Raw genomic sequence first — 12,073 nt, forward strand, 5'->3', positions numbered from 1 at the left:
GTTTTTTGCAACTTTTTCAGCGAATTTTCGCTAAATAAGTCTCCGGAAACGATTGCGGATCGTCGATTTCCTATATTTTTGCCTCCATATTCCCCATCCACCCATATTCCCACCCTGTTCTCGGACTTTATGACAAAATCCGCCACCACTGTTTTAGCTTGCTTAGAGCCGTTAGGTTTCACTGAAGCAAGCCATGTTCATCTCAATCTTTCCCCCGAAGAACTAGTCCAAGAAGCGCTTCGCCGGAACGAAGGGGTCTTAACTGACACAGGTGCCTTGATGGCCGACACCGGCACCTTCACCGGCCGCTCTCCCAAAGACCGGTTTATCGTACGAGATGCCGGCACGGCTAACAGCGTGTGGTGGGGCGACATCAACATTCCGTTTGATGCTGCCAAGTTTGATCAGCTGCACCAAAAGATGGTGGCTTACTTAGCTGACAAGGAAATCTACGTGCGCGACGCGTATGCGGGCGCCAACCCTGATTACACGCTCAAGCTGCGCGTAGTAAACGAGTTGGCTTGGCACAACTTGTTCTGCTACAATATGTTCTTGCGCCCAGCACCCGGTGCGGACACCAGCTGGACGCCGGATTTTTCTATCATCTGTGCTCCTGGCTTTGAGGCCGATCCGGCGGTTGATGGCACGCGGCAGAAGAACTTCGCCATCATCAACTTCTCGAAGAAGATGATTTTGCTGGGCGGCACGGGCTATGCTGGCGAAATGAAAAAAGGCATTTTCGGGGTACTAAACTATCTGCTTCCGCACCAGAAACACACGCTGCCCATGCACTGCTCGGCCAATGTGGGTAAGGACGGCGACACCGCTATTTTCTTCGGCCTTTCGGGCACCGGCAAAACCACACTTTCCGCCGACCCCAACCGGGGCCTCATCGGCGACGACGAGCACGGCTGGACACCGGATGCTGGCATTTTCAACTTCGAAGGCGGTTGCTACGCCAAGGTTATCGACCTGAGCGCCGAGAAAGAGCCAGAAATTTGGAATGCCATTCGTACCGGGGCCATCGTTGAAAACACCCGCTTTATCCCCGGTACCACTACCGTAGACTACGCCAACAAGTCGGTGACGGAAAATACTCGCACGGCTTATCCCATCCATTTTATTCCGAATGCCATTGAGCCTTCGGTAGCCGATGCGCCCAAGAACATTTTCTTCCTGACGGCCGACGCGTTTGGGGTGCTTCCTCCCATCAGCAAGCTAGACAAGAGCCACGCCATGTACCATTTCATGTCGGGCTACACTGCGAAGGTTGCCGGCACGGAGATGGGCATAACTGAACCACAAACCACGTTTTCAGCGTGTTTTGGCGCTGTATTCCTGCCCCTGCACCCCACCAAGTACGCCGAGATGCTCGGCCAAAAGATGGATGAAAATCCGGATGTGAATGTCTGGCTGGTAAACACCGGCTGGACGGGCGGTTCCTACGGCGTCGGTTCCCGCATGAAGCTGAGCTACACCCGCGCCATGATTACGGCGGCCCTCAACGGAGAGCTAAACGACGTCGAATTTAGTAAGCATCCTGTTTTCGGCGTGGAGGTGCCAGCCTTCGTACCCAACGTTCCCGACCACATTCTCGACCCGCGTGACACCTGGTCCGACAAGGAAGCTTATGACAGAACTGCCGCTGACTTGGCTTATAAGTTTGTCGAAAACTTCAAGAAATACGCAGATTTCGCTAATGCCGAAATCTTAGCTGGTGCTCCCAAAGCAGAAGTAGCAGCAAGCGTATAGCGTTACTGCAAATCGTAACAAAGCCCCGTTGGCCTCTGCCGGCGGGGCTTTTATTTTAATAATTATCATCAATCTTATGCCCAAGCGCAGAGAACCATTGATGCAGGGCAGGGTACACGGTGGTATCTGCTTGAATTTCCACTCCGCTTTCATTCTGCATTTGCTCGCATCCAAAGCAAACATTCAGCACGGCTACCAATTGATGCTTTTCATTGTAGAAAGCAAGGGCGTCGCGGAAAGTCGGACCACACATCCAGTAACTACGGCTCTCGAAAGGCACCTTTAGAATAGTCAGCAGCTTGTCGACTTCCGGCGTCTGGCGTTGCAACGTGGCAATTGGGGTTGCGGTAATATGGTATGCTTCTTTGCCTTCAGTAAGCCGAGCATGATCCAGGTTATTTTTCTGCTGCAACAATGCAAGCCGCTGCCTTATTTCCAGAAGTTGCTTTGCTTTTGCTGTGAGTAGCAGCTTGCGGCTCTCGGCAATTTCTTTGCGAATAGCCACCTGTGCCCGCTCCCATTTGACACCTCGAAGCAGAGAAAATGTGGTTACGTAATCGAATTGTAAGCTAGCCCCGTAATCTGCAGTTGTCATTGTGATAGGCACTGTTGATTGCCTTTGAGTGTACGAAGCAAGAGTACGGCATTGCACCTAAAGTTGTCTTTTATAGGCTAGTTTTGCGGCTTCAATACACTTTTCTTTTGTTTCATGCGCAAACGCTTCCTGCCAGTCCTATTGCTGCTCCTCACTCCTCTCCACCTGTGGGCTTGGGGAGCAGACGGGCACCGTGCCATTGGTAAAATTGCCGAAAATTACCTCTCTCGTCACGCCAAAAAAGAAGTTCAGAAGTTACTAGGTACCGAGACGCTGCCGCTGGTTAGCACCTGGCCAGACGAAATCCGCTACTACCCGGAGTTTAAAGACACGGCACCTTGGCACTACGTGAATACGGCTTCAGGCTTAAATCACGACCAATACGTGCAGCAGCTCAAAGCTCAAGCCGAGCCTAATGCCTACAATGTGCTGTTGAAGCAGCTTGACATTCTAAAGGATACTAAGAAGGCGCAGGCTGAGCGCCTAGCGGCGCTCAAGTTTGTAGTCCACATTGTGGGCGACGTGCATCAGCCCCTACACGCGGGCCACGCCGAGGATAAGGGTGGCAACGACATCAAGCTGAAGTACCGCGGCAAGGATACCAACTTGCACAGCCTCTGGGACAGTGGCTTGCTTGACTACCAAGGCCTTACCTACAGCGAAATAGCCGGACAGTATGAGCACCAGTTGCGCGGCCGTCAAGTAAAGGCATGGCAGAAAGCAACTCCGGAGCAGTGGCTTTGGGAATCATACCAGGCTAGTGAGCAGATATATGGAGATACTCCCGCCAACGGCGACGTCGACTACAAGTATTACCCCGCTCACTCCGAACTGATGAAACAGCGCATCGAGCAGGCCGGCGTGCGGCTAGCCGCTATTCTAAACGAAACGCTCAAGTAACCGAGTCGGCCACCACACTGCCGGCTGGCAGTAATGCCCCTCTTTCTCACAAACCCTGCTGGCTCGGGTGGCTGGCAGGGTTTTCTGTTTGGGTGTTGTATCCCTTTATCTTTGCTTTATGCCGCACACTTTCTACGCTCCCGACCTAACCGGCCCCACTTACACCCTGCCCGAAGACGAAAGCAAGCATGCGGTGCGTGTGCTGCGCCTAACAGCGGGTGAAGCCGTGGAATTGGTGAATGGCCGCGGCGGTGTATTCCAAGCCGAAGTGGAGGCCGCCGATGCCAAGCGCTGCCGGCTGCGCGTGGTGCAGGAGCAACAAGTGCCGCGCCGCCCCTACTTCGTGCACGTAGCCGTGGCTCCCACCAAAAACCTCGACCGCATGGAATGGCTAGTGGAAAAGGCCACCGAAATTGGAGTCGACCGATTGTCGTTTTTGCGCTGTGCCCGCTCTGAACGGCGCGAGCTAAAGCTGGACCGCCTGCACAAAATTGCGGTTAGTGCCCTCAAACAATCGGGGCAGGCGTGGCTGCCGGAAATGGATGAGCTGGTAGACTTCGCGACCTTTTTGCCCACCGTGACCAGCGACACTACGTTTATTGCGCATCTGGAAGAAGGGGAACGGACGCCTCTGGCCCGGGTAGCGGCGCAGGGTGCCGGCTGCTGCGTCCTCATCGGTCCCGAGGGCGACTTCACTCCGCAGGAAATAGAGGCTGCCTTTGCCCGAGGTATCCGCCCCGTTACGCTCGGGGCTTCACGGCTACGCACCGAAACCGCCGCGTTAGCCGCTGTGCATACCGTGCATGTCGTGCGGGAATAGGCTGGCTGCCTCTATCCTGCCGTTATTGTGCCTGTAATGCCGAGCCGTCGGCCTGGGAGTCGGTGGCGGCTAGCCGGGCAGCTTCCTTGGCCAGCTTCTTTTTGCGCCAGGGCGCGTCCTGCTCCCAGTCGCCGGCCATAATGCAGCCGTAGGGTTGGATTTCGTCGAGAGTGGTAGCTAGGTTGAAATCCGTTATTTGCTGCTTGACGTCGTTGGCATCCTTGTAGGCGCTGGGCAACTCGGAAATATCAATCTGGTTGAAGAAAAAACGGGCATCGATGCCGCGGGTTTCCTCGGCAAATACGTCCTCCTTGGTCTGGCCGACTTTGCTGTACTTGTGGCGGGTACGGCTTAGGTTCCGGCCGGCCCCGTGGGGCGCGAAACCCAGGTTGGTTTCGGTGGTAGTGCCTTCCACAATCAAGATGGGTTGGGCCATATTCAGCGGAATAATGCGCGGCCCGGTGATGTCGGGCATGAACTTCGGGTCTAGCGGCGTAGCTCCCTTGGCATGGTAGTACAAGTCCCCGTCGCGAAACACGAAGTTGTGCTCGTTCCAGAACTGCTGCTGCACGGTTGCCCCAAGTTGCTTACTGATAGCCTCATGCAGGCACAGATGGTTTTGCTTGGTCCACTTTCGGATGGTTTGCAACGCCGCCCAATACTGTTTGCCTTCCTCTGATTGGCTAGGAATCCAGGCGTTGTGCGGGTTGGTCTCGGGCGAAATAGCTTGGCGGAATCGTTCGGCCACTTTCATGCCCTGCGTATAGAGCGCGGCACCCACTCCCCGGGAGCCGTGATGGGTGACCAACACCGTGTCACCGGTATTGCGCGAAATCCCAACGTAAAGAAAGTGGTTGCCATCACCCTGAGTGCCTAGATGCTCGCGGGCAAAATTGAGGCTGCGCAAAGAGTTAAGGAACGGGTTGGCTTGAAACTCCGCCTCAATTTCGGTGGGCAACGCAAACTGCCGCTCGGGCGAGCGGCCGCCGGGACCGAAATGCGTAATCTGCTGCGCAGCGTCGAGCACACTTTTGGGATTCACTTTGCCCAGATTGGTTAGCATCACCGAGCAACAAATATCGGCGCTGTGCATGCCCGGGTGAATGGCATTGCGCGTAACCACAATACCCCCAACTGGAATAGTGCCTAGGGGGCCCGCCGGGCAAGCGTCGGGCATGATGGCGCCGGCCACCACCGTGGGCGTACGCATCAGTTGCTGCATCGACAGCCTTACATAGTCGATATTGTCTTGCTCTACCGGCGTGTTGGCGCGGATGTTCTCGTAAAAAGGCACCGGCTCTTTCAACAACGGAATTTCCGGTGCGGGCTTCACCGTATCAAGGTAGGCTTGTAGTGCTTCGCCTTCCAGGCTGTGAGCGTTGATGTGCTCAAGGGCCTCTTTGAACCACTTGCCAGGTTTCAACCCCAGGGCTATTAAATCATTCCCGGAAAGCATAGATAGGTAGTGTATAGTGATTGGGTACGTGCTTTATCAATCAGCAAGAAGTGAATCAAATGCCAGTAACTCATCGGGCGCTAACACCGATATGTTCCCCGGCACAATCCAAGTTCAACAATAATAGACAAACAACTCGAACTGACACGACCGGCCTGAACTTTCTCGGTTATCTGTTACTTTGTTTGATGATACGCCTGCTTTGCGTTGAATACCCCATGCTGAAAAACCTGCTGACCGTTCTGCTTCTGTTTTCGCTCACGGCCGCCGCGCCGCTGGCTCCTAGCTTCCGCATAGCCAAGCTGCACTACGGCGGCGGCGGCGACTGGTATGCCAACAAAACCTCGTTGCCCAACCTGATCCGGTATTGCAACCAGACGTTGCGCACCAACATCGCGCCCGACGAGGCCACCGTAGAGCTGGATTCGCCGGAGTTGCTGACGTATCCGTTTGTGCACATGACTGGCCATGGCAACGTGGCTTTCACGGAAAGCGAAGCCAAAAACCTGCGCCGCTACCTAACAGGCGGCGGCTTCCTGCACATCGACGACAACTACGGCCTCGACAAGTTTATCCGGCCCGAGATGAAGAAGGTGTTTCCAGAGCTGGACTTTGTGGAGTTGCCTTTCTCTCACCCCATTTATCATCAAAAGTTTCAGTTTCCGAAGGGTTTGCCCAAAGTGCACGAGCACGACGGCAAGCGGCCCCAAGGCTTTGGGCTGCTCTACAAAGGCCGGCTGGTGTGCTTCTACAGCTATGAGTGCGACCTAGGCAACGGCTGGGAAGACATCGGCACCTATCCCGAAGACACGCCCGCCACGCATGATGCGGCCCTGCGCATGGGCGCTAACCTCGTAACCTACGCGCTGACGCAGGATTAACGACCGAGTTACTTTAGAACTTCCGCTGTAGAATTTCGCTTAGCACAAACGCGGCCCGCAAGTCGGCGGGATTTCGCAGGCGGTCGGCGAGGCTGCTTTGGGCTTGTAGCCGGGCTTCTTCACGGCGGCGTACCTGATTCTGGCTCCAGTAGTCTTCTTGGCCGTGCTGCGTGTTGGCGCGGGGCAATGCCGCGGCCCGGCGCGCCTCATGCCTTGGTACCTCCAACGAACGAGCTTCTCTGCTTCTCTCCAATGACTTTGGTTCCGCAGTGGTTTGCTCTAAGCTACGCGGGGTGGGCGCAGTTTCTCGCGGCAGTGGCCGACCGGCTGGCGTGGTTTGCGTGGGTACAGCAGACGGACGCGTAGAAGCAGGAGTTGGATTGCCGGTACGGTTCTGCTCTTGCATCTGCCTCAGCATTTCCTCGAAGGAGGTAGTCGGTAGCGTAGCTACTGGCCGGGGCTTTCCCGTATTATCGGGCCGGGAAAACTTACGCTCCCGCCGCTCGCGCTCCGTCATGGCGCGGGCCTTCTGCGCCATGCGCCACACAAAGATTCCGAGGCCAAGCACAATCCAAAGTAGTGTTTGCAGCTTTTCCATCTTGAGTACGCCGGGCTGAATTAATAGATATACCGGTTGATAAATTTTCGAAAAGTCAACCGCTCAACGTTTTGCTTTTTACTCCTTTAGCGGACCCCCTTTTCCGGAAACCGGCCCGGCTTAGTACGGTAAAAGGCTTTTATTTTTTCCAGGTCAGCCTCATAGTCACCGGTGGGGTAAATAGCTGGGCCCACACCTGCTTCTTTTTTCTTGTAATCAAGGAAGCCGAGCAGTATAGGTACGCCCGCTCCAAGCGCCGCAAAGTAAAAGCCTTTGCGCCAGCGAGGTTGGTAGGCACGAGTGCCTTCGGGCGTAATTAGAATCACGAGTTCGTCGCGCTCATTGAAGAGCTGCACCATGCCATCGACGAGGCTATTGTTTTTGCTGCGATCAACGGCCAGTCCTCCTAGCGACCTTACTAAGCCGCCGAGCACGGGCATGCTCGTCCACTCTTTCTTGATGGTTAGCTTAACGTCTACATCCATGAGGAAGAAGGCAGCGCGGGCCATGATGAAGTCCCAGTTACTGGTGTGCGGCGCAGCAATCATCATGCTCTTCTTGATGTTGGGCGGCACTACGCCGTTGAGTTTCCAACCGGCTACCCGGAAAATTGCTTTTGAAATGTAGTACCAGAAGGTAGAGGTTTTGCGGGCCATGCAGAGAATACGGGCTCGTGTGGGTGAGAGCCGTGGGTAAAGCTAGAAGTAAAAGAATGAAATACGAAAGTGGGCCCACCTGCTGCAGCGCGAAGTACGCGCTTCGCCTACTGTTGCTGTAAGGACACTACGCCAGTGCAACGGCCGTCGTCTGATACAGGTTGCTTCACTGAGCGTGGCACAAAGGCTTTTCGGTAGATACCAATGCCTCCGTCTATGCGTTTAGCAATGCCGTCAGCGCCGCCGCTTGGCTTATCGTATGCTGATAGCCGATATCAAACAGCTCCTGCGCGAGCCGGTAGTCTAGCGTACGGTATAGGCGCAATTCCGGCGGCTCGATCAGCAAGTCGCATTTCATCTTGTTGAGCGTGGTATTGGCATTGATAGCCAAGTTGAGCGTCCGCTCCACCAGCGTCCGGAATGTTGTGACGCGCGCCGCACGGTTGATGGGGTTGCAATTGACGCCTACTACCCGCAGGCCTTTGTCAAGAAGTGGCTCTACGGGTAAGTTGTTCAGCAACCCGCCATCCACGAGTTGCCGCCCCTCAAATTCTACGGGCCGGTACAGAATGGGCACGGCCGATGAAGCCAGAAGAGGCGGAATTAGTAGCCCCTCCGAGAAATAGATGGATATGCCTTCGGTTAGGTCAGTGGCAACGAGCGTAAGTGGCCGCTGCAAATCAGCAAACGTGCACTCGGCCCCTAGGTGCTGGGCCAACAGCACCTGCACCGCATCAAGGCGCAATAAGCCGTAGCGACTAAGCGAGATACGGGTTAAGCGCGTGAAATTGACGCTCGTGAAGAGCCGCAAAATCTCGCGGGGTGCAAAGCCTGCGGCGTAAAATGTTGCTGCAATAGCTCCCGACGAAACTCCTGCCAGTCGGGCCAGCGGCAGGGCTAGCTCATCGAGGGCGGCCAGTACCCCCAAATGGGCAATACCCCGGGCCCCTCCCCCCGACAAAGCCAGCCCAAGGGAATGGCTGCTTGCTGATGGCTCGTTTCTGGTGGAGTCAAACAAAATATTTAGGCCGTTAGAAAACCGAGATGAAAGCTAAGACTACTTGCTAGCCTTATAATTCGTCTAGACGGAAGGTCTCGGCCAAACGAATTCCTTTTTCGGTGTGCTGCACGGTGCAGCATTCCACGCGCGGGTCATGTTCTAGTACCAACACCCAGTTTTCATCGGCAGCGCGGCGCAGCACTTGCTCTTTCTCGCTCATGGTTACAAGCGGGCGCATATCGTAGGCCATCACGTAGGGCAAGGGGACGTGCCCAGTGCTAGGGAGCAAGTCAGCCATAAATACCACCGTGCGACCTTTGTAATTGAGCATGGGCAGCATCATTTTCTCGGTGTGCCCATCCGCGAAAATGATTTCCTGAAAACTAGGCAAGCCAGCGGGCACGCCGGTACTAGGCACGACGAACTGCAAATGCCCACTTTCCTGAATCGGCAGGATGTTTTCTTTCAAGAAGCTGGCCTTTTCGCGCGGGTTGGGCGTTACGGCCCATTCCCAGTGCGCTTGGTTGCTCCAATACGTGGCATTCGGGAAAGCGAGTTGCAGCTTGTCGTCAGGGGTGCGCACTACCGAGCCGCCGCAATGGTCGAAGTGCAAGTGGGTCAGAAACACGTCGGTAATGTCGGCGGCGGTAAAGCCTCGTGCCCGCAACGATTTTTCCAGCGTGTCGTCGCCGTGCAAGTAGAAGTGGCCGCGAAACTTTTGGTCTTGCTTGTCGCCGATACCATTGTCAATGAGCACCAGGCGGTTGCCATCTTCTACCAGCAGGCAGCGCATAGCCCAGGTGCACATGTTGTTGTCATCGGCGGGATTGAGCTTTTGCCACATGCTCTTGGGCACCACCCCAAACATGGCCCCCCCATCCAATTTAAACAGACCCGTATCGAGCGTATGAATTTGCATTGCTGAATGAATTGTTTGACGGTTCGTTGCGCCTGCAATTGTTGAACAACCAACTATTCAACAACCCACCGATTCAAGCTACTCCATCACCACGCCCATGGCCGAGAACTTGTCGATGCGCTGGCTGATGCGTTCCTCGTGGGGCAGCGCGTCTAGTTCGTCAAGAGTCTTAATAATGGTTTTCTTGAGCGCCTGAATCATCTTGGGCACGTTGGTATGCGCACCGCCAAGAGGCTCTTTCACAATTCCATCAACGAGTTTGGCCGCCAGCATGTCGGTAGCCGTGAGTTTAAGCGCCTCGGCAGCTTGCTCTTTGTAGTCCCAGGAGCGCCACAAAATGCTAGAGCACGACTCCGGCGAAATAACTGAGTACCAAGTATTTTCCAGCATGAGCACCCGGTCGCCGATAGCAATGCCCAGCGCGCCGCCCGAAGCTCCTTCGCCAATAATGACGCAGATAACCGGCACCTTCAGCAGAAACATTTCCTTGAGGTTGCGGGCAATGGCTTCGCCCTGCCCTCGCTCCTCGGCTTCCAGCCCCGGAAACGCACCAGGCGTGTCAATCAGGGTCACAATCGGCTTCCCGAACTTTTCGGCTAGCTTCATCAGGCGCAGCGCTTTGCGGTAGCCTTCGGGGTTGGGCATCCCGAAGTTGCGAAACTGCCGCTGCTTGGTATTGCGGCCTTTTTGCTGCCCAATAAACATAACGGAGCGCCCGTCTAGCTCGGCAAACCCGCCGACCATGGCTTTGTCGTCGGCCACGGTCCGGTCGCCGTGCAACTCCACGAACTTATCGGTCATGCCCTCGATATAGTCCAGCGTGTAGGGCCGCTCGGGGTGGCGCGAAAGTTGGACGCGTTGCCAGCGGGTCAGGTTGGCGTAGGTTTCCTTTTTAAGGGTTTTAATTTTGGCCTCAAGAGCAGCTACAGCGGCCGAAACGTCTACCTGGCTGTCGAGAGCCAATTGTTGCATTTCGCGGAGCTTGCCTTCGAGGGCAGCAATGGGTTGTTCGAAATCAAGGAGCATTGGCCGGGAAGGAATGCGTCGAGTTGGTGGTGAGAAGAGGAAGGTGGCAAAGGTAAGCGAAGCGCTTCACTCGTCACACGCTTGATTGTGGTAGGAGCGGAAGAAAGTTTTCTAGCTGTTTCTCAGCTACAAAACGCTGAAACACCATTAAAGACCGGATTTTATCGGGGCTGGGTTGGGAAATGTCGTAGCGCACGCTACCTTTGCAGCACCTTATCGAAAAGCAGGTAGCTTTTTGGTAACATGAACTGGTTCGGTAGTTCAGTCGGTTAGAATGCCGCCCTGTCACGGCGGAGGTCGCGGGTTCGAGTCCCGTCCGGACCGCAGAAATGCAAAAGCAGAAGCCCCGATGCGTGAATCACGCATCGGGGCTTCTGCTTTTGCGCCATCCCTACTACTAGCAGTTGCCCCTTCAGAGAGAATTCTAACAAAGGCACAGCCGTTCTTAGTTTGCTTTCAACTAGTGTGTTGACTAGTTGACCAACCGAGCGGCTACTCGAGCTGCAAGATCTTCAATGTCGGGGCGGCGGGCCAGCACCGTGAGCCATTCGGCCGGAATGGCAGCTTCGCCGTAGCAAATTCCGGCCAAGCCACCGACTACGGCGCCGGTTGTATCGGTGTCGTCGCCGAGGTTGACGGCGGCCAGCACGGTTTCGGCGAAGGTATCGTGGCGGAGCAGGCACCAGAAAGCAGCCTCTAGGGTATGCATGACGTAGCCGCCACTACGAATCACTTGCACTGGGAAATCAGCTAGTCGGCCAGTAAGCAAGTACTCGAACTGTTCAATCTCAGCAGTCGGCAGGTTCAATTCCTGAAGCTGCGTCGGAACCGTTTGGCATAGTTGGCTGTAAGCGGCAGTTGGTGTCAGGCCCGCGAGCAGATAACGCGCCATTTCCAGGTATAAAAAGCAAGCAATAGCCGAGCGCACATGCCCATGCGTGACAGCCGACACATCGGAAATAAGGGCGAAGCGTTCGGTTAACGGAGCATCTGTTCGATAGAAAGCTAGCGGCAGAATGCGCATGAGGGCGCCATTGCCGTTGCTGTACTCATCCGTGCCGCCGGCTAGTATCAGGTCATCGTCAGCTTTCAGGCGGTTGATAGCTTCACGGGTGGTGATACCAATGTCGAATACCACACCGTGGGGCGTCCAAAAGTTTATATAGTACCACCGGCAACAGTTCTTGGCTACCTTACCTATTGTAAAACCGTCGGCTATAGCTTCGGCCAGGCAGAACGTGAGTGATGCATCATCGGACCACGTGCCGGCGGGTTGGTTATGGGTGCCGTACGCGCGCATGTGCACCACAGGGTCCAAGCGGCGGGCCGCGCGGCTTTGGAACTCCACGGGCACCCCTAGCGCATCGCCAACGGCAAGCCCGAGTAACGCTGCCCGAAGTTGCGCTTCTAACGTTGCAGGCATTTAACTATCAATTATATGTGCAGCAGCAATTGGTTATACAAGCCAGT

12 protein-coding genes and 1 tRNA gene are annotated in these 12,073 nt (G+C 55.3%); 5 read left to right on the forward strand and 8 right to left on the reverse strand.

Annotated features, from left to right (window positions below; all coding sequences use genetic code 11):
• Nucleotides 1-129 precede the first annotated feature (129 nt).
• A complete protein-coding gene (pckA, locus tag P1X16_RS10430; RefSeq protein WP_277228470.1) occupies nt 130-1,752 on the forward strand; it encodes a phosphoenolpyruvate carboxykinase (ATP) in 1,623 nt (540 codons plus the stop codon).
• Nucleotides 1,753-1,807: 55 nt separating this feature from the next.
• Here pckA and P1X16_RS10435 read toward each other — a convergent pair whose 3' ends face one another.
• Nucleotides 1,808-2,347, reverse strand: a complete 540-nt coding sequence (locus P1X16_RS10435; protein WP_277228473.1) for a hypothetical protein — start codon at nt 2,345-2,347, stop codon at nt 1,808-1,810.
• Between the two features lie 114 nt (nt 2,348-2,461).
• Here P1X16_RS10435 and P1X16_RS10440 point away from each other — a divergent pair, with 114 nt between their 5' ends.
• Nucleotides 2,462-3,247, forward strand: coding sequence for a S1/P1 nuclease (locus tag P1X16_RS10440; protein WP_277228476.1), 786 nt, complete (start codon nt 2,462-2,464; stop codon nt 3,245-3,247).
• Between the two features lie 118 nt (nt 3,248-3,365).
• The gene (locus tag P1X16_RS10445; RefSeq protein WP_277228479.1) at nt 3,366-4,067 is read left to right on the forward strand and encodes a 16S rRNA (uracil(1498)-N(3))-methyltransferase; all 702 of its coding nucleotides are present in this window, start codon (nt 3,366-3,368) and stop codon (nt 4,065-4,067) included.
• A gap of 22 nt (nt 4,068-4,089) precedes the next feature.
• Here P1X16_RS10445 and P1X16_RS10450 read toward each other — a convergent pair whose 3' ends face one another.
• Entirely contained in the window at nt 4,090-5,523 is a 1,434-nt protein-coding gene (locus P1X16_RS10450) for an RtcB family protein (RefSeq protein WP_277228482.1), read from the reverse strand.
• Nucleotides 5,524-5,741: 218 nt separating this feature from the next.
• On the opposite strand from P1X16_RS10450, the gene P1X16_RS10455 reads away from it, so the two are divergent.
• On the forward strand, nt 5,742-6,404 hold the full coding sequence (locus P1X16_RS10455) for a DUF4159 domain-containing protein (protein WP_277229526.1): 663 nt from the start codon (nt 5,742-5,744) through the stop codon (nt 6,402-6,404).
• A gap of 13 nt (nt 6,405-6,417) precedes the next feature.
• Here P1X16_RS10455 and P1X16_RS10460 read toward each other — a convergent pair whose 3' ends face one another.
• From P1X16_RS10460 to P1X16_RS10480, 5 genes are all read right to left on the reverse strand, one after another.
• Nucleotides 6,418-7,002 carry a hypothetical protein gene (locus tag P1X16_RS10460; protein ID WP_277228485.1) on the reverse strand — a complete coding sequence of 195 codons (585 nt, stop codon included), beginning with the start codon at nt 7,000-7,002 and terminating at the stop codon, nt 6,418-6,420.
• A gap of 86 nt (nt 7,003-7,088) precedes the next feature.
• Nucleotides 7,089-7,658 carry a 1-acyl-sn-glycerol-3-phosphate acyltransferase gene (locus tag P1X16_RS10465; RefSeq protein WP_277228488.1) on the reverse strand — a complete coding sequence of 190 codons (570 nt, stop codon included), beginning with the start codon at nt 7,656-7,658 and terminating at the stop codon, nt 7,089-7,091.
• A gap of 214 nt (nt 7,659-7,872) precedes the next feature.
• The gene (locus P1X16_RS10470) at nt 7,873-8,676 is read right to left on the reverse strand and encodes a patatin-like phospholipase family protein (RefSeq protein WP_277228491.1); all 804 of its coding nucleotides are present in this window, start codon (nt 8,674-8,676) and stop codon (nt 7,873-7,875) included.
• A gap of 52 nt (nt 8,677-8,728) precedes the next feature.
• On the reverse strand, nt 8,729-9,577 hold the full coding sequence (locus tag P1X16_RS10475) for an MBL fold metallo-hydrolase (protein ID WP_277228494.1): 849 nt from the start codon (nt 9,575-9,577) through the stop codon (nt 8,729-8,731).
• Nucleotides 9,578-9,655: 78 nt separating this feature from the next.
• A complete protein-coding gene (locus tag P1X16_RS10480) occupies nt 9,656-10,603 on the reverse strand; it encodes an acetyl-CoA carboxylase carboxyltransferase subunit alpha (protein WP_277228497.1) in 948 nt (315 codons plus the stop codon).
• A gap of 250 nt (nt 10,604-10,853) precedes the next feature.
• On the opposite strand from P1X16_RS10480, the gene P1X16_RS10485 reads away from it, so the two are divergent.
• Nucleotides 10,854-10,927, forward strand: a tRNA-Asp gene (locus P1X16_RS10485).
• Between the two features lie 148 nt (nt 10,928-11,075).
• On the opposite strand, the gene P1X16_RS10490 is transcribed toward P1X16_RS10485, so the two are convergent.
• Nucleotides 11,076-12,026, reverse strand: coding sequence for an ADP-ribosylglycohydrolase family protein (locus P1X16_RS10490; RefSeq protein ID WP_277228501.1), 951 nt, complete (start codon nt 12,024-12,026; stop codon nt 11,076-11,078).
• Between the last annotated feature and the right edge of the window lie 47 nt (nt 12,027-12,073).

The sequence above is a fragment of the Hymenobacter sp. YC55 genome, from assembly GCF_029433095.1.
Taxonomy (GTDB): Bacteria; Bacteroidota; Bacteroidia; order Cytophagales; family Hymenobacteraceae; genus Hymenobacter.

What these genes read in the sequence shown, in the direction of transcription:
- P1X16_RS10480 (WP_277228497.1), bottom strand. Translation starts at nt 10,603, where the DNA reads ATGCTCCTTGATTTCGAACAACCCATTGCTGCCCTCGAAGGCAAGCTC.
- P1X16_RS10445 (WP_277228479.1), top strand. Translation starts at nt 3,366, where the DNA reads ATGCCGCACACTTTCTACGCTCCCGACCTAACCGGCCCCACTTACACC.
- P1X16_RS10450 (WP_277228482.1), bottom strand. Translation starts at nt 5,523, where the DNA reads ATGCTTTCCGGGAATGATTTAATAGCCCTGGGGTTGAAACCTGGCAAG.
- P1X16_RS10490 (WP_277228501.1), bottom strand. Translation starts at nt 12,026, where the DNA reads ATGCCTGCAACGTTAGAAGCGCAACTTCGGGCAGCGTTACTCGGGCTT.
- P1X16_RS10455 (WP_277229526.1), top strand. Translation starts at nt 5,742, where the DNA reads ATGCTGAAAAACCTGCTGACCGTTCTGCTTCTGTTTTCGCTCACGGCC.
- P1X16_RS10475 (WP_277228494.1), bottom strand. Translation starts at nt 9,577, where the DNA reads ATGCAAATTCATACGCTCGATACGGGTCTGTTTAAATTGGATGGGGGG.
- pckA (WP_277228470.1), top strand. Translation starts at nt 130, where the DNA reads ATGACAAAATCCGCCACCACTGTTTTAGCTTGCTTAGAGCCGTTAGGT.
- P1X16_RS10440 (WP_277228476.1), top strand. Translation starts at nt 2,462, where the DNA reads ATGCGCAAACGCTTCCTGCCAGTCCTATTGCTGCTCCTCACTCCTCTC.
- P1X16_RS10435 (WP_277228473.1), bottom strand. Translation starts at nt 2,347, where the DNA reads ATGACAACTGCAGATTACGGGGCTAGCTTACAATTCGATTACGTAACC.
- P1X16_RS10465 (WP_277228488.1), bottom strand. Translation starts at nt 7,658, where the DNA reads ATGGCCCGCAAAACCTCTACCTTCTGGTACTACATTTCAAAAGCAATT.
- P1X16_RS10460 (WP_277228485.1), bottom strand. Translation starts at nt 7,002, where the DNA reads ATGGAAAAGCTGCAAACACTACTTTGGATTGTGCTTGGCCTCGGAATC.